Below are 20935 nucleotides of genomic sequence, written 5' to 3'. Positions count from 1 at the left end.
CCCCTAAAGGCTGGTTAAGCACATCGGGCGCGCAAGGGCCGGCGCCCCTCAAAGGTGCGCCAACGGCTCCGCGGGCGCCGGCCCCAGCGTCGTGGTCCCCGGCGCGGCCCGGTGCCCCAGCCCTGTGCGGTAGACGTCGAGCGCCGCCTCGGTACGGCCGGTCCGGCGGAGCAGGTCGCCGAGCAGGCGGCACAGGTCGGCCAGGTCGCCGTTGGCGCCGAGCTGATCGAGCAGGGTGAGGGCGGTGCGGTACTGCGACTCCGCCACGACCAGGTCGCCGTGGTCCTCGGCGATCAGGCCGAGCAGGCGGTGGGCGGCGGCGGCATGCACCGGGCCGCAGGTGACGGTCAGCTGGGTGAGCAGCCGGGAGGCCTCGTCGGCATGGCCCCGGCGGCGCAGGACGTCGGCCAGTTCGACGTCCAGCTGCGCCGTGTACAGGGTGGGGCGCGGGCGGGCCAGCAGTTCGCGGGCGGTGCGCAGTTCGCGCTCGGCCTGGGCGGTGTCGCCGTCCTGGGAGCGCAGGTAGCCGCGCATCCAGTGGCAGTGGGCGAGTTCGGTGCGCAGGTCGAGCTGTTGGTAGAGCTCCTGGGCGCGTGCCAGCGAGGCGTCGGCCTCGGCGGCCCGGCCCTCGGCCAGCAGGGTGCGGGCGACGCCCCGGTGCATCCGGGCGACCAGGGCCGGGTCGTCCACCTGGGGGGCGAGCGCCAGGGCGAGCGAGGCGGCGTGGGCGGCCCGGGCCTGGGCGCCCATGTCCATGTAGGGGGCGATCACGGTGGAGTAGAGGAGGAGCAGCGCGGCCGGATCGGGCAGGCCGGCGGCGTTGAGCTGGTCGATGGCGGTCTCGAGCAGGTAGCAGGAGTAGCGCAGGTCGCCGGCCAGCAGGTGCGCCACCGCGCGGCCGCGCAGGGCGGTGATCCGCCGCGGCAGCGGGGCAGCGGCGAGCAGCTCCTCGGCGGCCTGGAAGGAGGAGATGGCCTGGTCCAGGTCGCCGGTCTCCAGGGCGCACTCACCCAGGCCGGTCAGAGCGGTGGCCTGCTCGCTGACGAGTGCGTGGCCCCGCGCCTCCTCGGCCAGTTCCGCGAAGGACCCGGCCGCCCCCGAGACGTCACCGCTCGCCAGTGCCTGCCGCGCGTCGGTCAGCCGCAGCCGCAGGTCGGTGGCCAGGTGCGCCGGCTGCCCGGTGGCCAGCTCCTCGGCGCTGACGCCCAGTCGGTCCGCGAAGTGCCGCAGCGCCGCCTCCGAGGGGCGTGCCTTGCCGGACTCGACGGTGGAGACGTAGGCCGCGGTGTACGCGGGCTCGGCCAGGGCTCGCTGGGTCAGGCTGCGCTCGGTGCGCAGCCTCAGCACTCGTTGGCCGACGGACTCCATGCTGCCCTCCACGGCAAGGGAAATGACGACGGTTCAGGGTATTGCGCCGCCCAGGTGGCGGGGCTAGCTTAACTCGCGCCGTAAGTGAGGTTACATCAGCGCTTAATCCCCCACCCGGAGCCCTCCATGCGCATATCCGCGACCCTCCTCGCCCTCTCCGCCACCCTCGGCCTGCTCGCCCTCGCCCCCACCGCCCAGGCCGCTTCACCGGCCCCGCGGGCCCCCCTGCCGCCGGCGGCCACCGCCACCACCGGCCCGGTCTGCTGGTTCGGCGCCTGCTACGACTACGTCTCGGGGCGTCAGAAGACCGACGCCGCCGGCGCCTCGATCCGGATGCTGCAGGCCTCGCCCGAGGTCAAGCCGGGCGACACCCAGTCGCACTCGCTCCAGGAGCTGGCGCTGCAGTCGGCCGACCAGAAGTCCACCGTGGAGATCGGCTGGACCGTCGACCTGGGCCTCAACGGCGACCTGCGCCCGCACCTGTTCGTCTACCACTGGGTGGACGGCGCCGAGAGCTGCTACAACGGCTGCGGTTTCGTCCAGGTCTCGCGGACCGTCAAGCCGGGCATGGCCGTTCGGACCGGCGCCGCCGCCCGGTTCGCGATCCAGAACTTCGGCGGCGACTGGTGGCTCTTCTACAACAGCCAGCCGGTCGGCTACTTCCCCGGCTCGCTCTGGAACGGCTCCTACACCAGGGCCCAGACCATCACCGCCTTCGGCGAGGTCGCCCACGCCGACGGCGCGACCTGCGAGGACATGGGCAACGGGCTGACCGGCGCCGCGCGCGGCTCCTCCTGGATCGACGAGTTCCAGCTGGCCGACTCCACCGACGATCCGCAGCTGACCGTCTCCGCGACCAGCCCCGGCCTCTACGACGCCGGGCGGGGCACCGCGACCTCCTTCCACCTCGGCGGAGCGGGCAGCGGCGCCTGCTGACAGCCGATCAGCACAGACACCCGATCAGCACGGACAGCCGATCGGCGATGTGACGGTTTGTCCGGTTCTGGCGCGTATCGTGGCCCTGTGCTCCGGCTCCTGCTGACCCTGCTCGCGGTGGCCGCCGCGACCCTCGCGGTCGGGTGGCTGGTCGACCAGGCCCTGCAGCGGGCCGGCGCCCGCCACCCCGGCTCGCCGGTCTGGGCACTGCTGCGGCGCTGCCGGATCCCGTTGCAACTGGTGGCCGTCGCCGGCCTGCTGCTCGCGGCGCCACGGCTGCTCACCGGGGACGTGCGGCACAGCGTGTTCCTGCTGCTGATCGCCTGCACCGGCTGGCTGATCGTCAGGATCACGGCGGCCGTGCTGGAAGCGGTGCTGGCCCGCTACGAGAGCACCACCGAGGACCCGGCGCGGCTGCAGCGCGTGCGCACCCAGATCGGGATGCTGCGCCGGGTGGTCGGCGCGCTGATCGCGGTGGTCACCATCGCGGTGATACTGCTGACCTTCGAGGCCGCGCGCACCATCGGGGCCAGCCTGCTGGCCTCGGCGGGGATCATCGGCATCGTCGCGGGCGTCGCGGCGCAGGGCACCCTGGGGAACTTCTTCGCCGGGCTGCAGATCGCCTTCAGCGACACGGTCCGGATCGGCGACACCGTGGTGATGGAGGCGCAGCAGGGGACGGTGGAGGAGATCACCCTCTCCTACCTGGTGGTCCGGCTCTGGGACTACCGGCGGCTGATCGTGCCGGTCTCGTACTTCGTCAGCAAGCCGTTCGAGAACTGGACCCGCAAGGACCCGGGTCTGCTCGCGTCCGTGCTGCTCCACCTGGACCACTCGACGCCGGTGCCCGCCCTGCGCGAGCGGCTGCGCCGGACCCTGGCGGGCAGCACGCACTGGGACGGCGCGGAGTGGGCGCTCTGGGTGGTCGACAGCACGCCGAGCACCATCCTGGTACGGGCGACGATGACCGCCCGCAGCCCGGACGAGACCTTCGCGCTGCGCTGCACCGTGCGCGAGGACCTGATCGCCTACCTGCGCGAGGAGCACCCGGAGGCACTCCCGCGGATCAGGACGAACGAGGACTAGAGCGGGAAGACCGGAGCGAGGACTAGAGCGCGCGCACCATCGTGCGGTGCGGGATCCCCGCGTCGTCGTAGACCGGCCCCTCGGCGACGTACCCGAGGCGCTCGTAGAAGCCCAGCGCCTGGACCTGTGCGTGCAGCTCGCACTCCTCGGCGCCCAGCTCCCGCCCGGCCGCCTCGACGGCGCGCACCAGCGCGGCGCCGAGACCGGTACCGCGCGCGGCCTTGACCACGGCGAGCCGGCCGAGCAGCACCCGGCCGACCACACCGGTGAGCCGGTACGCCTCGGCGCTGCCGATCAGCCGCGCGGTGCCGACCGGCGATCCGTCGGCCGCGACCGCGAGCAGGTGCGTGGAGGTGGCGTCGAGCTCGTCGTACTCCAGTTCCTCGGGGATCTCCTGCTCCACCACGAAGACGTCCCGCCGCACCTGCTTGGCCAGCGCGAAGTCGGCCGCCGAGGCGACCACGCGGATCTCCATCAGCTCTCCGCCGAGATGATCGTCAGCGCCTTCTGCAGGTCCTGCGGGTACTCGCTGGAGAACTCCACCCACTCGCCGTCGGCCGGGTGCTCGAAGCCGAGCGAGACGGCGTGCAGCCACTGGCGGGTCAGGCCGAGGCGCTTGGCCAGCGTCGGGTCGGCGCCGTACGTCAGGTCGCCGACGCAGGGGTGGCGCAGCGCGGACATGTGCACCCGGATCTGGTGGGTGCGGCCGGTCTCCAGCTTGATCGCGAGCAGCGAGGCGGCCCGGTAGGCCTCGATCAGGTCGTAGTGGGTGATCGAGGGCTTGCCCTCACGGGTCACCGCCCACTTCCAGTCCGAGCTGGGGTGCCGGCCGATCGGGGCGTCCACGGTGCCGCTCATCGGGTCCGGGTGGCCCTGGACGAGGGTGTGGTAGCGCTTCTCGGTGATCCGGTCGTGGAACTGGCGCTTGAGGTCGGTGTAGGCGCGCTCGGACTTGGCGACCACCATCAGGCCGGAGGTGCCGACGTCGAGCCGGTGCACGATGCCCTGGCGCTCGGCGGCGCCCGAGGTGGAGATCCGGTAGCCGGCGGCGGCCAGGTGGCCGATCACGGTCGGGCCGGTCCAGCCGGGGCTCGGGTGGGCGGCCACCCCGACCGGCTTGTCGACCAGCACGATGTCCTGGTCGTCGTGGACGATCCGCATGCCGTCGACGTGCTGCGGGACGATCTGCACGGGGGCGGCGGGGGCCGGGATCTCGACCTCCAGCCAGGCGCCGGCGGTCACCCGCTCGGACTTGCCGACGGTGGAGCCGTCGATCCGGACCTTCCCGTCGGCGGCCAGCTCGGCGGCCTTGGTCCGCGAGAAGCCGAACATCCGGGCCAGGGCGGCGTCGAGACGCTCGCCCTCGAGGCCGTCCGGTACGGGAAGGGTGCGGATCTGCGCTGCGGTACTCACCCGTACGAGTATGCCGTAGTCCGCAGCGCCCCAGCGCTACTCGTCCTTGGCGGACTCGGCGGACTCCTCGGCGGGGACCGCGGCGGACTCCTCGACGGGGGCCGCCGCGGTGCGGTGGGTGGAGCCGTCGGGGTTGCTGCCGCGGAAGGAGAGCAGCACCACCAGCACGCCACCGCAGACGATGGCCGAGTCGGCGAGGTTGAAGACCGCGAAGTGCTGGACCGAGATGAAGTCCACCACATGGCCGCGCAGCACCCCTGGGGCCCGGAACAGCCGGTCGGTCAGGTTGCCGAAGGCACCGCCGAGCAGCAGGCCGAGGGCGATCGCCCAGGGCAGGCTGTAGAGCCGGCGGGAGATCCGCCAGATCACCACGATCACCGCGGCGGCGATCAGGGTGAAGACGATGGTCATGGTCTGGCCCATGCCGAAGGCGGCACCGGGGTTGCGGATCACCTGCAGGGTCATCACGTCGCCGATGATCCGGATCGGCGAGCGGCCCTCCAGCTTGGCCACCACCAGCAGCTTGCTGCCCAGGTCGATCAGGTAGGCGAACAGCGCCACCGAGAAGAGCACCCCGAGCCGGCGACGACGCAGCGCCGCCCGGCCGCCGTCGGCCGCGCTCGCCCCGGGCGCCTCGGCTGCGGGGGCCTCAGCGGCGGGCAGGTCGGCCGAGGCGGGCTCGGTGGGCTCGGTCAGCTCGTCCTGCGTGTGAGGTTGGGGGGAACCTGGCGTAGTGATGATCCGCTCCGCTTGCCGAAAAGGGGGCCGACGTTACGGGGTCGAGCGTACGGCACGTGACAGCCGCACCGGCTCGACCCCGGCTCGTTCCGAACCCGTCGGGCAGCGGGTCAGCGGCGTTCCTGCTTGGACTTGCAGGCGACGCAGAGGGTGGCCCGCGGGAAGGCCTGCAGCCGGGCCTTGCCGACCGCCTGGCCGCAGGACTCGCAGACGCCGAAGCCGACGCCCTCCAGCCGGGCCAGCGCGCGCTCGGTCTGGTCGAGCATGTCGCGGGCGTTGTTGGCCAGCGAGAGCTCGCTCTCCCGGTTGATGTTCTTGGTCCCGGCGTCCACCTGGTCGTCGCCGGCGCCGTCGTTGGAGTCGCGCATCAGGCCGGTGAGCGCGGCCTCGGCGGCCTCGATCTCCTCGCGCAGCCGGACCAGCTCGCTGTTCAGTTCGGCGTGCACCTCGGCGACCTCGGCCGCCGTCCACGGGTCCTCCCCCGGGCGGACCGGCAGCTCGGCCGGGTCCACCGACTCGGCGCCGGCGGCCGCCGCGCGGGCGCCCGTCCCGGCGGGAGTGTGGTTACGGCTGGTGGCCGCGCCGCGTCCGGTGGTGGTGCTGGTCTTCCGCCGTGTCGTGGTCACGGAACCCTCCCCTTGGTCGCCTGCCACGGCCTTCCGGATCCGCCTGGTGACGGTACCCGCGCCCGTTGCCTTCTCAGCCATGGCTTCGACCCCATCTACGAATGACTCCGGCCGACGGTTCCCGTCGGCCTCTGGTGCCGGAACGATAATCCTGATCGAATCCGGTCACAACGGGACATACCGATGCCACTCGCCGATCCCACTCGGGCAGCCGCCAATACATCCCGTGCCTGGGCATTGCCAAGGTTGTGCCCAGATCACCAGCGGCTAACCGCATGGCAGCCGCCCAGCTCAGCGCGGATGCGCGCGGTGGCCCAATCCGGTTGCGCGATCCCTATAGACTGGGCCGGCAAGGCGCAGATGGGACGAGTACCGACGCACGCAGCCTTGAGCGACCCGGGGACGGTGTGAGCCCGGGGGTGTGCGCGGCGGGAAGATCACCCCGGAGCCGCCGGAAGAACGGCCCCTTTCGAGGGGCCCAGTAGAACCGGTCGCAAAGCCCAAGGAGTGGGCCGTCGGCAGTTCGCGGCGGTCAAGGAGGGTGGTACCGCGGGACGGCTGGTCGCGTCTCGTCCCTCCGTCGGAAGCCAGTCCACGCATCCGCCGGAGGCACAGTGACCACGTACAACCCCGTCCCCGCCCAGGTCGACCTCCCCGTCCTCGAGCATGGCATCCTCAGCTTCTGGCGGGACCAGAAGGTCTTCCAGCGCAGCCTGGAGCAGTCCGAGGGCCGGCCCGAGTGGGTCTTCTACGAGGGTCCGCCGACCGCCAACGGCATGCCCGGCGCGCACCACATCGAGGCCCGCGTCTTCAAGGACGTCTTCCCGCGCTACCGGACCATGAAGGGCTACCACGTGGCCCGCAAGGCCGGCTGGGACTGCCACGGCCTGCCGGTGGAGCTGGCCGTCGAGAAGGAGCTGGGCTTCTCCGGCAAGCCGGAGATCGAGAAGTACGGGATCGCCGAGTTCAACGCCAGGTGCCGCGAGTCGGTCACCCGGCACACCGACGAGTTCGTCAAGCTCACCGAGCGGATGGGCTACTGGGTCGACCTCGACCAGGCGTACCGGACCATGGACCCGTCGTACATCCAGTCGGTCTGGTGGTCGCTCAAGCAGATCTTCGACAAGGGCCTGCTGGTCCAGGACCACCGGGTGGCCCCCTGGTGCCCGCGCTGCGGCACCGGCCTGTCCGACCACGAGCTGGCCCAGGGCTACGAGACCGTGGTCGACCCCTCGGTCTTCGTCCGCTTCCCCCTGACCAGCGGCCCGCTGGCCGGCCAGGCCGCGCTGCTGGTCTGGACGACCACCCCCTGGACCCTGGTCTCCAACACCGCCGCGGCCGTGCACCCGGAGGTGACCTACGTGGTCGCCACCGACGGCACCGAGCAGTTGGTGGTCGCCGAGGCGCTGGTCGGCAAGGCGCTCGGCGAGGGCTGGGAGCCCACCGGGCAGTCCTTCACCGGCGCCGAGATGGAGCGCTGGGCCTACCGCCGCCCGTTCGACCTGGTGGAGATCGAGGACGCGCACTACGTCCTCAACGCCGACTACGTGACCACCGAGGACGGCACCGGCATCGTCCACCAGGCGCCCGCCTTCGGCGCCGACGACCTCGCGACCTGCCGCAAGTACGGCCTGCCGGTGGTCAACCCGGTCGAGGCGGACGGCACCTTCGCCGCGGATGTCCCGCTGGTCGGCGGGGTCTTCTTCAAGAAGGCCGACGAGGCGCTGGTCGCCGACCTCAAGGCCCGCGACCTGCTGTTCCGTCACCTCCCGTACGAGCACAGCTACCCGCACTGCTGGCGCTGCCACACCGCGCTGCTCTACTACGCGCAGCCGTCCTGGTACATCCGGACCACCGCCGTCAAGGACGCGATGATCCGCGAGAACGAGGCGACCAACTGGTACCCGGAGACGGTCAAGCACGGCCGGTTCGGCGACTGGCTGAACAACAACATCGACTGGGCGCTCTCCCGCAACCGCTACTGGGGCACCCCGCTGCCGATCTGGCGCTGCGAGGAGAACCACCTCACCTGCGTCGGCTCGCTGGCCGAGCTCAGCGAGCTGACCGGCACCGACCAGAGCGGGCTGGACCCGCACCGCCCGTTCATCGACGAGGTCACCTTCGCCTGCCGCGAGTGCTCCGGCACCGCCGTGCGGGTGCCCGAGGTGATCGACGCCTGGTACGACTCGGGCTCCATGCCGTTCGCGCAGTACGGCTACCCGTACCAGAACAAGGAGTTGTTCGAGAGCCGCTACCCGGCGCAGTTCATCTCCGAGGCGATCGACCAGACCCGCGGCTGGTTCTACACGCTGATGGCGGTCGGCACCCTGGTCTTCGACAAGTCCTCCTACGAGAACGTGGTCTGCCTGGGCCACATCCTCGCCGAGGACGGCCGGAAGATGTCCAAGCACCTGGGCAACATCCTGCAGCCGATCCCGCTGATGGACCAGCACGGCGCCGATGCGGTGCGCTGGTTCATGGCGGCCGGCGGCTCGCCCTGGTCGGCCCGCCGGGTCGGGCACGGGACGATCCAGGAGGTGGTGCGCAAGACACTGCTCACCTACTGGAACACCGTCGCCTTCCAGGCGCTGTACGCGCGCACGGCCGGTTGGGCGCCGTCCGCGACCGACCCCGCCCCGGCCGAGCGGCCGCAGCTCGACCGCTGGGTGCTCTCCGAACTGAACACCCTGGTGCGGGAGACCGACGCCGCGCTGGAGGCCTACGACACCCAGCGGGCCGGCAAGCTGCTCTCCGGTTTCGTGGACGACCTGTCCAACTGGTACGTCCGGCGCGGCCGCCGCCGCTTCTGGCAGGGCGACGCCGCCGCGCTCGCCACCCTGCACGAGGCGCTGGAGACGGTCACCCGGCTGATGGCCCCGCTCACCCCGTTCATCACCGAACGGGTCTGGCAGGACCTGGTGGTCCCGGTCACCCCGGAGGCCCCGGCCTCGGTGCACCTGGCCTCCTGGCCGGTGGCGGACGAGGCGCTGATCGACGCGGACCTGTCCCGGCACATGGCGCTGGTCCGCCGACTGGTCGAGCTCGGCCGGGCGACCCGCGCCGAGTCCGGGGTGAAGACCCGTCAGCCGCTGTCCCGCGCGCTGATCGCGGCTCAGGGTTGGGAGGAGCTGCCGGCCGACCTGCGGGCGCAGATCGCCGAGGAGCTCAACGTCTCAGTGCTGGAGTCGCTCGCGCAGGTGGGTGGCTCGCTGGTCGACACCACCGCCAAGGCCAACTTCCGCGCGCTGGGCAAGCGCTTCGGCAAGGGCGTGCAGGAGGTGGCGAAGGCGGTCGCGGCCGCCGACGCCGCCGTGCTGGCCGCCGAGCTGCGGGCCTCGGGTGAGACCTCGGTGCTGCTGGACGGCGAGACGATCGCGCTCTCCCCGGACGAGGTGATCATCACCGAGACCCCGCGCGAGGGGTGGGCCGTCGCCAACGAGTCCGGCGCCACCGTCGCCCTCGACCTGGCGATCACCCCCGAGCTCAAGCTGCTCGGCATCGCGCGTGACGCGATCCGCCAGATCCAGGAGGCCCGGAAGAACTCCGGCCTGGACGTCTCGGACCGGATCGTGCTGCGCTGGCAGTCGGCCGAGCCGGAGACTGTGACATCCGTCACGGAGCACGGCCCGCTGGTCGCGGAAGAGGTGCTGGCCACCGACTTCGCCCAGGGCGCGGCCGACTGGGAGTCGGAGAGCTTCACGGACGAGGGCCTGGGCCTGACCTTCCAGCTGCGCAAGGCGTAGCGGCCTGAACGGTGGTGGGGTGTCCGCCGCGCGCTGAGCGCGTGGCGGGCACCCCACCACCGTTTCGTGCGCGCTCCACCACGGGAAGCGCGCAGGCCCGGAAGCGCGATGGCTGGAAACGCGCGATGGCTCGGCACGTGCGAAGGCCCCCGACCGCGGAGCGGTCGGGGGCCTTTCGGGATCGAGGACTTAGTTGTCCCCGTCCTCGTCGATCAGGAAGCCGCGCATCGGGGCCGGAGCCTGCTGCATCGGCTGCATGGGCTGCGGCGGCTGCGGGCGGACCGCGGCCATCGGCTGGGTCATGCCGGCGGGGGCCATCTGCGGCGCGCCGTTGCCCGAGGGCTGGCCACCGAAGGAGGGCTGGCCGTTGCCGTTGCCGAAGGACTGGTTGCCACCGAAGGACGGGTTGCCGCCGCCGAAGGAGGACTGGCCCCCGAAGGACGGGGCACCGGTGGAGGCCATCGAGGACGCGGCCGGCGGCAGCGAGGCGGTGGCCGGGATCCGCGGCGGGGCCAGCGAGTCGTCCGCCTGCGACTCCAGCTGGCGCAGCTGGGTCTCCAGGTAGGACTTCAGGCGGGTGCGGTACTCGCGCTCGAAGGCACGCAGGTCCTCGACCTTGCGCTCCAGCGTGGCGCGGGCGGACTCCAGCGAGCCCATCGCGACACGGTGCTTCTCCTGCGCGTCCCGCTCCAGCGCGTCGGCCTTGGCGCGGGCGTCGCGCTCCAGGCCCTCGGCGCGGCTGCGGGCCTCGCCGACGATCTTATTGGCCTCGGACCGCGCCTCGGAGATCGCCTGGTCGGCGGTCTGCTGGGCGAGGGCGAGCACCCGGGCGGCGCTGTCGCCACCGGGACCCTGCTGCTGCTGCATCGGGGCGCCGAGCGGGCCGCCGAGCTGCTGCTGCATCGGGCCGCCCATCGGAGCCAGCTGCTGCTGGCCGCCCATGGTGCCCATCTGCTGCTGCATCTGCTGCTGCATGGGGTTGCCCATCGGCTGCAGCATCTGGCCGCCCATCGGCTGCACCAGCTGCTGCTGGCCGCCCATGGTGCCCATCTGCGGCTGCATCTGGCCCATGGGAGCGCCCTGCTGCTGCGGCATGCCCTGCTGCATCGGCTGGAGCTGGCCGCCCTGGCCGGGCATCTGGCCCTGCTGCTGCGGCATGCCCTGACCGGGCGGGAGCTGGAGCTGACCGCCCTGGCCCTGCTGCGGCTGCTGCTGTCCCGGGCCCTGCTGCTGGCCGGGAACCGGCGGGCCGGATATGGCGGCGGGCACGGGAGCGCCGGGGCGCTGGCCGTCCTGCGGCTGCTCCTTGCGCATGTTCGCCTGGTTCTGCGCGGCGGCCCGGGTCGCGGCGGCGAGCTTGGCCCGCAGGTCCTCGTTCTCGCGCAGCAGGCGGGTCAGCTCGGCTTCGACCTCGTCGAGGAAGGCATCGACCTCGTCCTCGTCATAGCCTTCGCGCAGCCGGACGGTCGTGAACTGCTTGTTCCGAACGTCCTCGGGGGTCAACGGCATCTCTTCACCTCAACGTGATCGTCGGCACACTGGCATCCTGCCGCATCGCTCACCACGGCAGACGCTGCACGAGCGAGATCAGGACATACACAATGATCATCAGTACGAAGAAGGACAGGTCGAGCGCCACGCCCCCGAGACGCAACGGCGGGATGAACCGCCGAAGAAGCTTGAGTGGCGGATCCGTGACAGTGTACGTGGCCTCCAGGACCACCACCATGGGCTTGCCGGGACGCCACGAGCGGGCGAACTGGAAGACCCAGTCCATGACCAGGCGGAACAGCAGAATCACCAGGAAGACGGTCAGTGCGTAATAGAGCACTGCCCCCACGATCCCCATCGGGTATCCCTCTCCCAGTTTCTTCCGGCCCTGCTTGATCTGAAGACTGCTTGGTCACTCACTGTCCATCAGGTCCACACATGGCGTCGTGGCCGGGTCAGCTCTGGTTGAAGAACCCACCCTCGGCGATCCGAGCCTTGTCCTCCGCCGTGACATCGACGTTAGCAGGAGACAGCAGGAACACCTTCTGCGTCACCCGCTCAATGCTGCCGTGCAGACCGAAGACGAGTCCAGCGGCGAAGTCTACGAGGCGCTTCGCGTCGGTGTCGTCCATCTCGGTCAAATTCATGATCACCGGGGTCCCGCCGCGGAACTGTTCCCCGATGGTACGGGCCTCGTTGTAGGTCCGCGGGTGCAGCGTGGTGATGCGGTAGGGCTCCCGCTCGTTCACGACCTTGGGCATGATCACCGGGGCACTCTTCTCCAGGTTCTGACGGCGTTCGGGTGTGATGGACGACACGGGGGCCATCCGCGGCGGCTCCTGCCGGATCGGCACGGCGGCCGGCACCGGCTGGGGCGCGATCGAGGCGACCTGCGCCGGGGGCGTGGGGGCTGCGGGCCGTGGAATGTCCTCGGTCCGCCCGGTCCGGATCGGCTCGGGGTCCGTGTCGTAGTCGTCGTCCGGGTCGTAACCCTGGCCGTCGTACGTCTCGTCCTCCACGAGGCCGAGGTAGACCGCCATCTTGCGCATTGCGCCGGCCATGCTCCTGTCCTCCGCTCTGTGGTGGATCGGCTTCGTCACCGGCCAGTCCCGCGAGACCCGCACGCTTCGAGTACGGTTGACCCGCAGTCGAAGCGTGGGGCTTGGGACGTGCGGTCCGCTCACATTCCGTCAGATATCGGCTACGGTAAGCCGATGGTCCGTCAGTCCGTTAGCGTGGCCGCGGACATACGATCCACGATTTGTTGTCAGCTTCAGTCTGGCTTCATCAGGACCAATCGGTGCTTTGTCCTGATTTGTCCTGCAGTCTGATCTACTACCCGGTGACGTTACCCGAGGGGTGACCGCGCACCGAGCACCGCCGTACCGACGCGTACATGTGTCGCTCCGGCGGCGATCGCCTGCTCCAGGTCGCCGCTCATGCCCGCCGAGACCATCGTGGCAGCAGGATGCGCCGCGCGTACGCCGGTTGAGATTTCCGCCAGGCGCGTAAACGCCGCCGCCGGGTCGCCGGCCAGTGGACCGGTCAACGGAGCGACCGTCATCACACCGTCCAGCCGCAGCCCGGGCGTGTCGGCGATCAGATCGGCGAGCACCGGCACGTCCTCGGGCGCCACCCCGGCCCGCCCCTGCCCCCCGCCGAGGTCGAAGGCCACCTGCACCAGGCAACCCAGCTCCGGCCGCTCGGCCTTGAGCACCGCCTCGGACAGCGCCGTGACCAGGCGCGGTCGGTCGACGGAGTGAATGTGGTGTGCGTAGCGCACCACCGAGCGCACCTTGTTCGTCTGCAACTGCCCGACGAAGTGCCAGATCAGCGGAAGATCCGCACAGTCGGCGGCCTTCGGCGCGGCGTCCTGGTCGCGGTTCTCGGCCACCTCGCGCACGCCGAGGGAGGACAGCAGCCGGGTGTCGGAGGCGGGGTAGGTCTTGGTGACCACGACCAGGGTCACCTCCGAGCGCGGCCGGCCGACCGCCGCGCAGGCGGCGTCGATCCGCCGCTCGACGGCGTCGAGGCCCGCTCTCAACTGCTCAAGACGGTCGGCCACCGGGAACTCAGCCTCCTGCTGGTTCGTCATATTTCATGCCCACGGCGAGATGTCTCGCACACGACGATGCCCACCCCAGCCGATGGCGGAGTGGGCATCGAACCCTGCGGAAATCTTACAAAATCACTTCAGGAAGTCCGGCACGTCGAGCTCCTCGGCCGGGCTCTCCACGTAGGGCAGTCGGGCCGGCTGGACCTGCGGCGGCACCGGCGGGGCCACCACGGTCTCGATCTTCGGCGCGGCCGCGGCGCTCTCCTCCGAACGGCCCGTCACCGAACCCATCCCGCCGTAGGGACGAGTGGTGGGGCGCTCCGGTGCGGCGGCCGGGGTCGACTTCACCACCGGGTCGCGCACGATGGCCGGCGGCTGACCGCCGTCGAAGCCGGCGGCGATCACGGTGACCCGGACCTCGTCGCCGAGCGCGTCGTCGATCACCGCACCGAAGATGATGTTGGCCTCGGGGTGCGCCGCCTCGCTGACCAGCTGGGCCGACTCGTTGATCTCGAAGAGACCGAGGTCGGAGCCGCCGGAGATGGAGAGCAGCACGCCGCGGGCGCCGTCGATCGAGGCCTCCAGCAGCGGGGAGGAGATGGCCATCACGGCCGCCGCCTTGGCGCGGTCCTCGCCGCGGGCCGAGCCGATCCCCATCAGCGCCGAACCGGCGTCCGACATGACCGACTTGACGTCGGCGAAGTCCAGGTTGATCAGACCGGGGGTGGTGATCAGGTCGGTGATGCCCTGCACGCCGGAGAGCAGCACCTGGTCGGCCGAGCGGAACGCGTCCAGCACGCTGACCTGACGGTCGGAGATGGAGAGCAGCCGGTCGTTCGGGATGACGATGAGGGTGTCGACCTCCTCGCGCAGCCCGGCGATGCCGTCCTCGGCCTGGTTGGCGCGGCGCCGGCCCTCGAAGGTGAACGGGCGGGTGACCACGCCGATGGTCAGCGCGCCGAGCGAGCGGGCGATGTTGGCCACCACCGGAGCGCCACCGGTCCCGGTGCCGCCGCCCTCGCCGGCCGTCACGAAGACCATGTCGGCCCCCTTGAGGACCTCCTCGATCTCCTCGCGGTGGTCCTCGGCGGCCTTGCGGCCGACCTCGGGGTTGGCCCCGGCGCCGAGGCCGCGGGTGAGCTCACGGCCGACGTCGAGCTTGACGTCGGCGTCGCTCATCAGCAGGGCCTGCGCATCGGTGTTGATCGCGATGAACTCGACGCCCTTGAGACCGACCTCGATCATCCGGTTGATGGCGTTGACACCACCGCCGCCGATGCCGACGACCTTGATGACTGCGAGGTAGTTCTGCGGTGCTGCCACGTCGAAGGCCTCTCGCCTCGGATGTCCGGGTCGGCTTCCTGGGTCGTGAAAGCCGACGGTCTAGATGAATGGGGAGCCCGATTCCTGACTGATTGTCCGAAATAGAACCGGCGACCCGAACCCTAAACTTGACGTTGAGGGTTCACACTGTGCCTGCGGACCGGTTTCCGAACGGAGCGTCAGGTCCGGCGACACAGAGCCTGGTGACACAGGACACTAAGTGTCGGGCGGGCCCGTGTTCAACGAACACGCCGAGCTTCCCTTTTTTCTTTTGAGCCTATGTGATCACCACCGGGTGCCAGGCACCGGGGGTGGACCACCCAGGGTCAGCCAATCACCGACGGATCGTCAATGGTGCCCCCGGCAGAGAACCTACCGGATTTCCTCAGCCAGAGATCGCAGGGGCGTCCGGGGCGGTCACGTCGTAGGTCCTGGCCGCCTGCTTGAGCAGTGCGCGCAGCACCGTCGCCTTGCGCTCGGTCCGCTCCGGGCTCCCCCACCGGACGGTGGCGCCGCCGGCCAGCCGCAACTCGATGTCGTCATACGAACGGACCAGCAGCGCGGGGGCCTGGTTGGCCACCTCGGCCGGCAGTCCGGCCGCCACCCGGACCGCGCCGCGCACCAGTTCGACCTGCGGCAGCGCCGCGGTCGCGTCCTGGGCGGGCTGGCTGAGCTGCAGCTCCACCACCGGGACGCCCGGAGGCGGCGCCGACTCGGTGGCGAAGCTCACCCCATCGGCATCCACCTGGGTGAACTGTCCGTCAGCTCCCTTGACAGCCGCCACCGGCTGCCGCTCGACCACCTTCACCCGAAGGGTGTGCGGCCAGCCCCGCCAGACCTCGACCTTCGCCACCCGGGGGATCGCCTGGACCCGGCGGCGCACCGCGTCCAGGTCGACCCGGGCCAGCGGTCCGTGCTGCACCGGCCCTATCGCGTCCCGCACCTGGTCCACCGTCAGCTTGTCGTTCTTCAGCCCCTGGACGGCGACCGTGCGCACGTCCAGCACCGAGGAGAAGAAGACCAGCCAGCCGATCAGCGCGAGCAGTCCCGCGCCGAATCCGCTGAGCACCACGATCCCGCGCCGCGACAGTCGCAGCGGGGGCCGTTCGTCCTCGAAGTCCTCGGCGGAGGAGGAGAGTTCCTCCTCGACCGTCGGATCGACAAGCCGGTCAGCCACGGCGGCGGCCGCCCCTGGCGGCGTCGATCGCCTCGTAGACCATGCCGACCAGCAGGTCGTCGGCGTCCCGTCGGCCGAACTCGGCGGCCGCCCGGCTCATGTCCCACAGCCGCTGCGGGTCGGTCAGCACCGGCAGCACGTTGCGCAGCACCCAGTCCGGGGTCAGCTCGGCGTCGTCCACCAGCAGGCCGCCGCCCGCCTTGACCATCGGCTGGGCGTTCAGCCGCTGCTCGCCGTTGCCGATCGGCAGCGGCACGAAGGCGGCCGGCAGGCCGACGGCGGCCAGCTCGGCCACCGTCATCGCACCGGCCCGGCAGAGCATCAGGTCCGCGGCGGCGTAGGCCAGGTCCATCCGGTCCACGTAGGGCAGCGCGCGGTACGGCGGCATGCCGGGGATGTCGTCGACCCGCGGCAGCTCGTTCTTCGGGCCGACCGCGTGCAGGATCTGCACGCCGTACTGCTGCAGCCGCGGCGCGATCGCCTGGATGGTCTCGTTCAGCCGCCGGGCGCCCTGCGAGCCGCCGGAGACCAGCAGGGTGGGCAGGCGCTGGTCCAGGCCGAAGTAGTGCCGGGCCTCCGGGCGCACCGCGTTGCGGTCCAGGGTGGCGATGGTGCGGCGCAGCGGGATGCCGATGTAGCGCGAGTCGCGCAGCTTGCTGTCCGGGGTGGAGACCGCGACGAAGTCGCTGTACCGGGCACCGATCTTGTTGGCCAGGCCGGGGCGGGCGTTGGCCTCGTGCACCACGATCGGCACCCCGGCCCGCTTGGCGGCCAGGTAGGCGGGCATCGCGACGTAGCCGCCGAAGCCGACCACCGCGTCCGCCTTGACCCGCTCGATGATCTCCTGGGCGGCCCGCACGGTGCCGCGCAGCCGGCCCGGGACGGTGATCAGCTCGGGGGTGGGCTTGCGCGGCAGCGGGACGGCCGGGATCAGCTCCAGCTGGTAGCCGCGCTCGGGCACCAGCCGGGTCTCCAGGCCGCGCTCGGTACCGAGCGCGGTGATGCCGATGCTGGGGTCGTGCCTGCGCAGCGCGTCCGCGAGCGCCATGGCCGGCTCGATGTGACCGGCGGTGCCTCCGCCGGCGAGTACGACATGCACCGAAATTCACCGCTCCCTGCGCGCCGACCCGGGGGCCGGACGCGCTGTGGTTCGTCGTCGTGGCAGCACCCGGCGCAGACCTGTCCTGAACCGGGACTTGGAGCTCCGGGCGGCGAGTGCCGCCTTGGCCCCCGGGACGCTGCGTGCGAAGCAGAGCAGCATCCCGAGTGCCGTCATGGCCGACAGCATGGCGGATCCCCCGTAGGAGAACAGCGGCAGGGGTACGCCCGCGATGGGGAGCAGTCCCAGTGCCGACCCCAGGTTGATCACGGCCTGCGCCGTGATCCACGTGGTGGCGGCTCCCGCGGCGTACCTGACGAAGGGGTCCTTCGTGCCGATGGCCACTCGGATACCCGCATACCCTAGTGCCGCGAAGAGACCGATCACTGACAGCGTCCCCACCAGACCGAGCTCCTCGCCGGTGGCGGCGAAGATGAAGTCGGTGTGCGCCTCCGGCAGCTGGCCCCATTTCTCGTAGCCGGCGCCCAGGCCGGTGCCGAACAGGCCGCCCAGGCCCAGGGCGTAGAGGCCGTGCAGGGCCTGGAAGCAGTCGTGGCCGGGCACCGGCTTGGTGGAGCCGATGCAGGCCAGCCGGTCCAGCCGGTGCGGAACGGTGATGATCAGTGCGGTGCAGGCCACCACGGCGATGCCGAGGGTGGCGACGAACAGCCGCAGCGGGGCGCCGACCATCCAGAGCAGCGCGAAGACCATCGCGACCAGGATCATCGAGGTGCCCATGTCGCCGCCGAGCATGATCAGCATCAGCAGCACCAGCGCACCCGGCACCAGCGGCACCAGCAGGTGTTTCCACTGGGTCAGGGTGCCCGCCTTCTGCTTGCGGGCCAGCAGGTCGGCGGCCCAGAGCAGCAGCGCCAGTTTGGCGAACTCCGAGGGTTGGACCTGGAAGAAGCCGAAGTTGAGCCAGTTCCGGTTGCCGTTGACCTTCATCCCGATGCCGGGGATGGCGACCAGCACCATGGCGCCGATCGAGCCGAGCAGCACCGGGTAGGCGAGCACCCGGTGCACGGCGACCGGCACCCGGGCGGCGGCGACCAGCAGCACCGTGCCCAGCACCACCGCGACCAGCTGCTTGCGGAAGTAGAACGGTCCGGGCAGGCCCTGGTGGATCGCGGTGATGGTGGACGAGGAGAAGACCATCACCAGACCCAGCACCACCAGCAGCGAGGCCGAGCCGAGGATCAGGTAGTAGGGCGTCAGCGGCCGGTTGATGGTCCAGCGCAGCCGCTCGCGCAGCGCCTTCAGCCGGCCCAGCGCGCCCTCGGCCTTGAAGACCGTGGTGGTCGCCGAGATCAGAGCGGGGCCGCGCTCCGGCGGGGCGGACGTGTCCGCCTTGACCTGACCCGCCACCGCGCTGCCCCTTCTCCCCTGGTCTGTTACTTCGTCAGCCCCCGCACCGCCTCGGCGAAGAGGTCCCCCCGCTCGCCGTAGTTGGTGAACATGTCCATCGAGGCACAGGCCGGGGCGAGCAGCACGGTATCGCCCGGCTGGGCGAGGGACGCGGCCGCCGTGACCACCTCGGCCATCGCCACCGCGCCAGTCTGGCCCTCGGCCGCTTCGATCACTGGTACATCCGGGGCGTGTCGCGCCAGCGCCTCGCGGATCAGCGCGCGGTCCGCGCCGATCAGCACGGCGGCCCGCAACCGGCTCGCCGCGCCCTGGACCAGCTCGTCGAAGGTCGCGCCCTTGGCCAGCCCGCCGGCGATCCAGACGATCGGGTCGTAGGCCCGCAGCGAGGCGGCCGCGGCGTGGGTGTTGGTGGCCTTGGAGTCGTCGATGTAGGTGACCCCCGCGACCTCGCCGACCAGCGCGATCCGGTGCGCGTCGGGCCGGAAGGCGCGCAGCCCGTCGCGGACCGCCATGGCGTCCACCCCGTAGGCGCGGGCCAGCGCGGCGGCCGCCAGGGCGTTGGCGATGTTGTGCGGGGCCGGCGGGTTGACGTCGGCCACCGAGCCGATCTCGGCCGCGTTCTTGGCCCGGTCCGGCACGAAGGCGCGGTCCACCAGCAGGTCGTCCACCACGCCGAACTGGGACAGGCCCGGCGCGTCCAGGCCGAAGCCGACCGCTCGGCAGCCCTCCTCGACGTCGGCCTCGCGGACCAGTTCCTCGGTGGCCGGGTCGGCCAGGTTGTAGACGCAGGCCACCTGGTTGCCGTTGAAGATCCGGCCCTTGTCGGCGGCGTACGCGGCCATCGAGCCGTGCCAGTCCAGGTGGTCGGGTGCCAGGTTGAGCACGGCTGCCGAGTGGACCCGCAGCGAGGGCGCCCAGTGCAGCTGGTAGCTGGAGAGCTCGACGGCGAGCACGTCGTACGGCTCGGCCTCGTTGTCGAATCCGGCGAGCACCGCGTCCAGCACCGAGACGCCCACGTTGCCGACGGCGGCGGTGCGCTTGCCGGCGGCGGTGAGGATCGAGGCGAGCATCTGCACCGTGGTGGTCTTGCCGTTGGTGCCGGTGACGGCCAGCCACGGGGCCGGCTCGCCGGTGCCGGGCAGCGGCTTGCGCAGCTGCCAGGCGAGTTCGACGTCGCCCCAGATCGGCACGCCGGCCTGCTCGGCGGCCAGGAAGAGCGGGCTGCTCGGCGGCCAGCCGGGCGAGGTGACGATCAGGCGGGTGCCCTCGGGGAGGGTGTCGCCGTCGCCCAGTCGGACGGAGATGCCGGTCAGCTCGGCGGCGCGGTCGCGCAGCACGGGGCTGTCGCCGCCGTCCACGACGGTGACCTCGGCGCCCAGGTCGCGCAGCACCCGGGCGGCGCTGACCCCGGAGACCCCGAGGCCGGCGACCACGACCGGCAGGCTCTGCCACTGCATCAGTTGGTCACCCAGCCCGCGTAGAAGAGCCCGAGGCCGACCGCCACGCACAGGCCCTGGATGATCCAGAACCGCACGACGATCAGGACTTCGCTCCAGCCCTTGAGTTCGAAGTGGTGTTGCAGTGGTGCCATCTTGAAGACCCGCTTGCCGGTCATCCGGAACGAGCCGACCTGGATGATCACCGAGAGGGTGATGATCACGAAGAGGCCGCCGAGCAGCGCCAGCAGCAGTTCGGTGCGCGAGCAGATCGCCAGACCGGCCAGCGCCCCGCCGAGCGCCAGCGAGCCGGTGTCACCCATGAAGATCTTGGCCGGCGAGGTGTTCCACCACAGGAAGCCGAAGCAGGAGCCCATCAGCGCGGAGGCCACCACCGCCAGGTCCAGCGGGTCGCGGACCTCGTAGCACTTGGCGGTCGCGGTGATCACGTTGGCGCAGCTCTGGTTGTACTCCCAGACGCCGATGAAGGTGTAGGCGCCGAAGACCACCACCGAGGCACCGGTGGCCAGGCCGTCCAGACCGTCCGTCAGGTTCACGCCGTTGGACATCGCGGCGATCATGAAGTAGGCGAACATGACGAACAGCACCGGGCCGACCGACCAGCTGAAGTCCTCCACGAAGGAGATGTGGGTCGAGGCCGGGGTGATCCCGCGACTGTCGCTGAACTGCAGCGACAGGATCGCGAAGGTGAGCGCGACGATGGACTGACCGGCCAGCTTCGCCTTGGCCCGCAGGCCCAGCGAGCGGCGCTTGACCACCTTGATGTAGTCGTCCAGGAAGCCGACCAGGCCCAGGCCCGCCATCAGGAAGAGCACCAGCAGGCCGGAGGCCCGCGGCGCCACCCCGACGATCGCCTTGGTCGCGAAGTACGCGATCAGGGTCGCCGAGATGAAGGCGATGCCGCCCATGGTGGGCGTGCCCTTCTTGCTGTGGTGCGCCTTCGGCCCGTCGTCGCGGATGTACTGGCCGTAGCCCTGCTTGGCCAGCAGCTTGATCAGGGCGGGGGTGCCGAACAGCGACAGCACCAGGCCGATCATGCCGGAGAAGAGGATCT

At 71.1% G+C, this 20935-nt stretch carries 18 protein-coding genes; 3 read left to right on the top strand and 15 right to left on the bottom strand.

Features of this window, described 5'->3' with window-relative positions; translation table 11 throughout:
* Positions 1 to 48: 48 nt before the first annotated feature.
* Positions 49 to 1368 (bottom strand): helix-turn-helix domain-containing protein, encoded by a 1320-nt coding sequence (locus BR98_RS31675; protein ID WP_035850245.1) that lies wholly within the window; start codon positions 1366 to 1368, stop codon positions 49 to 51.
* Between the two features lie 126 nt (positions 1369 to 1494).
* On the opposite strand from BR98_RS31675, the gene BR98_RS31670 reads away from it, so the two are divergent.
* Entirely contained in the window at positions 1495 to 2304 is an 810-nt protein-coding gene (locus tag BR98_RS31670) for a neprosin family prolyl endopeptidase (protein ID WP_035850243.1), read from the top strand.
* An 87-nt stretch (positions 2305 to 2391) separates the two neighbouring features.
* Positions 2392 to 3390 (top strand): mechanosensitive ion channel family protein, encoded by a 999-nt coding sequence (locus tag BR98_RS31665; protein ID WP_035850242.1) that lies wholly within the window; start codon positions 2392 to 2394, stop codon positions 3388 to 3390.
* A 22-nt stretch (positions 3391 to 3412) separates the two neighbouring features.
* Here BR98_RS31665 and BR98_RS31660 read toward each other — a convergent pair whose 3' ends face one another.
* From BR98_RS31660 to BR98_RS31645, 4 genes are all read right to left on the bottom strand, one after another.
* The gene (locus BR98_RS31660) at positions 3413 to 3865 is read right to left on the bottom strand and encodes a GNAT family N-acetyltransferase (RefSeq protein WP_035850240.1); all 453 of its coding nucleotides are present in this window, start codon (positions 3863 to 3865) and stop codon (positions 3413 to 3415) included.
* Positions 3865 to 4803, bottom strand: coding sequence for an RluA family pseudouridine synthase (locus BR98_RS31655; RefSeq protein ID WP_035850238.1), 939 nt, complete (start codon positions 4801 to 4803; stop codon positions 3865 to 3867). The genes BR98_RS31660 and BR98_RS31655 overlap by 1 nt, the downstream gene beginning before the upstream one ends.
* Positions 4804 to 4839: 36 nt before the next feature.
* Positions 4840 to 5544 (bottom strand): signal peptidase II, encoded by a 705-nt coding sequence (gene lspA, locus BR98_RS31650; protein WP_083977220.1) that lies wholly within the window; start codon positions 5542 to 5544, stop codon positions 4840 to 4842.
* 107 nt (positions 5545 to 5651) lie between these two features.
* Complete coding sequence (locus tag BR98_RS31645) at positions 5652 to 6167, bottom strand: TraR/DksA family transcriptional regulator (RefSeq protein ID WP_324606697.1); 516 nt, start codon at positions 6165 to 6167, stop codon at positions 5652 to 5654.
* A gap of 614 nt (positions 6168 to 6781) precedes the next feature.
* Between BR98_RS31645 and ileS the strand changes: the two genes are divergently transcribed.
* Positions 6782 to 9910: an isoleucine--tRNA ligase gene (ileS, locus tag BR98_RS31640; RefSeq protein ID WP_035850235.1), complete on the top strand. Its 3129-nt coding sequence runs from the start codon at positions 6782 to 6784 to the stop codon at positions 9908 to 9910.
* 189 nt (positions 9911 to 10099) lie between these two features.
* Here ileS and BR98_RS31635 read toward each other — a convergent pair whose 3' ends face one another.
* The 10 genes from BR98_RS31635 to mraY all read right to left on the bottom strand — a co-directional run bounded on the left by BR98_RS31635 (position 10100) and on the right by mraY (position 20918).
* Entirely contained in the window at positions 10100 to 11419 is a 1320-nt protein-coding gene (locus BR98_RS31635) for a DivIVA domain-containing protein (RefSeq protein ID WP_035850233.1), read from the bottom strand.
* Positions 11420 to 11468: 49 nt separating this feature from the next.
* Positions 11469 to 11759 carry a YggT family protein gene (locus tag BR98_RS31630; RefSeq protein WP_035850231.1) on the bottom strand — a complete coding sequence of 97 codons (291 nt, stop codon included), beginning with the start codon at positions 11757 to 11759 and terminating at the stop codon, positions 11469 to 11471.
* A gap of 97 nt (positions 11760 to 11856) precedes the next feature.
* Positions 11857 to 12462, bottom strand: coding sequence for a cell division protein SepF (locus tag BR98_RS31625; RefSeq protein WP_035850228.1), 606 nt, complete (start codon positions 12460 to 12462; stop codon positions 11857 to 11859).
* A gap of 287 nt (positions 12463 to 12749) precedes the next feature.
* The gene (locus tag BR98_RS31620; RefSeq protein WP_051970554.1) at positions 12750 to 13496 is read right to left on the bottom strand and encodes a YggS family pyridoxal phosphate-dependent enzyme; all 747 of its coding nucleotides are present in this window, start codon (positions 13494 to 13496) and stop codon (positions 12750 to 12752) included.
* 93 nt (positions 13497 to 13589) lie between these two features.
* Positions 13590 to 14780, bottom strand: a complete 1191-nt coding sequence (ftsZ, locus tag BR98_RS31615; RefSeq protein ID WP_035850225.1) for a cell division protein FtsZ — start codon at positions 14778 to 14780, stop codon at positions 13590 to 13592.
* A gap of 385 nt (positions 14781 to 15165) precedes the next feature.
* Positions 15166 to 15957, bottom strand: coding sequence for a cell division protein FtsQ/DivIB (locus BR98_RS31610; protein WP_051970552.1), 792 nt, complete (start codon positions 15955 to 15957; stop codon positions 15166 to 15168).
* Complete coding sequence (gene murG, locus BR98_RS31605; protein ID WP_035850223.1) at positions 15950 to 17056, bottom strand: undecaprenyldiphospho-muramoylpentapeptide beta-N-acetylglucosaminyltransferase; 1107 nt, start codon at positions 17054 to 17056, stop codon at positions 15950 to 15952. The genes BR98_RS31610 and murG overlap by 8 nt, the downstream gene beginning before the upstream one ends.
* Before the next feature lie 6 nt (positions 17057 to 17062).
* Positions 17063 to 18424, bottom strand: coding sequence for a putative lipid II flippase FtsW (ftsW, locus tag BR98_RS31600; protein WP_035850219.1), 1362 nt, complete (start codon positions 18422 to 18424; stop codon positions 17063 to 17065).
* A gap of 26 nt (positions 18425 to 18450) precedes the next feature.
* Positions 18451 to 19881, bottom strand: coding sequence for a UDP-N-acetylmuramoyl-L-alanine--D-glutamate ligase (gene murD / locus BR98_RS31595; RefSeq protein ID WP_035850217.1), 1431 nt, complete (start codon positions 19879 to 19881; stop codon positions 18451 to 18453).
* The gene (gene mraY / locus BR98_RS31590; protein WP_035854510.1) at positions 19881 to 20918 is read right to left on the bottom strand and encodes a phospho-N-acetylmuramoyl-pentapeptide-transferase; all 1038 of its coding nucleotides are present in this window, start codon (positions 20916 to 20918) and stop codon (positions 19881 to 19883) included. The genes murD and mraY overlap by 1 nt, the downstream gene beginning before the upstream one ends.
* Between the last annotated feature and the right edge of the window lie 17 nt (positions 20919 to 20935).

The organism is Kitasatospora azatica KCTC 9699, assembly GCF_000744785.1.
Taxonomy (GTDB): Bacteria; Actinomycetota; Actinomycetes; order Streptomycetales; family Streptomycetaceae; genus Kitasatospora; species Kitasatospora azatica.
This window is presented reverse-complemented; position numbering and strand designations above follow the sequence as displayed.

Bases quoted from the DNA above. Each gene is read 5' to 3' on its own strand.
- BR98_RS31620 (WP_051970554.1), bottom strand. From the start codon at position 13,496: ATGACGAACCAGCAGGAGGCTGAGTTCCCGGTGGCCGACCGTCTTGAG.
- BR98_RS31635 (WP_035850233.1), bottom strand. From the start codon at position 11,419: ATGCCGTTGACCCCCGAGGACGTTCGGAACAAGCAGTTCACGACCGTC.
- BR98_RS31675 (WP_035850245.1), bottom strand. From the start codon at position 1,368: ATGGAGTCCGTCGGCCAACGAGTGCTGAGGCTGCGCACCGAGCGCAGC.
- BR98_RS31630 (WP_035850231.1), bottom strand. From the start codon at position 11,759: ATGGGGATCGTGGGGGCAGTGCTCTATTACGCACTGACCGTCTTCCTG.
- mraY (WP_035854510.1), bottom strand. From the start codon at position 20,918: ATGATCGGCCTGGTGCTGTCGCTGTTCGGCACCCCCGCCCTGATCAAG.
- murD (WP_035850217.1), bottom strand. From the start codon at position 19,881: ATGCAGTGGCAGAGCCTGCCGGTCGTGGTCGCCGGCCTCGGGGTCTCC.
- BR98_RS31670 (WP_035850243.1), top strand. From the start codon at position 1,495: ATGCGCATATCCGCGACCCTCCTCGCCCTCTCCGCCACCCTCGGCCTG.
- BR98_RS31660 (WP_035850240.1), bottom strand. From the start codon at position 3,865: ATGGAGATCCGCGTGGTCGCCTCGGCGGCCGACTTCGCGCTGGCCAAG.
- BR98_RS31625 (WP_035850228.1), bottom strand. From the start codon at position 12,462: ATGGCCGGCGCAATGCGCAAGATGGCGGTCTACCTCGGCCTCGTGGAG.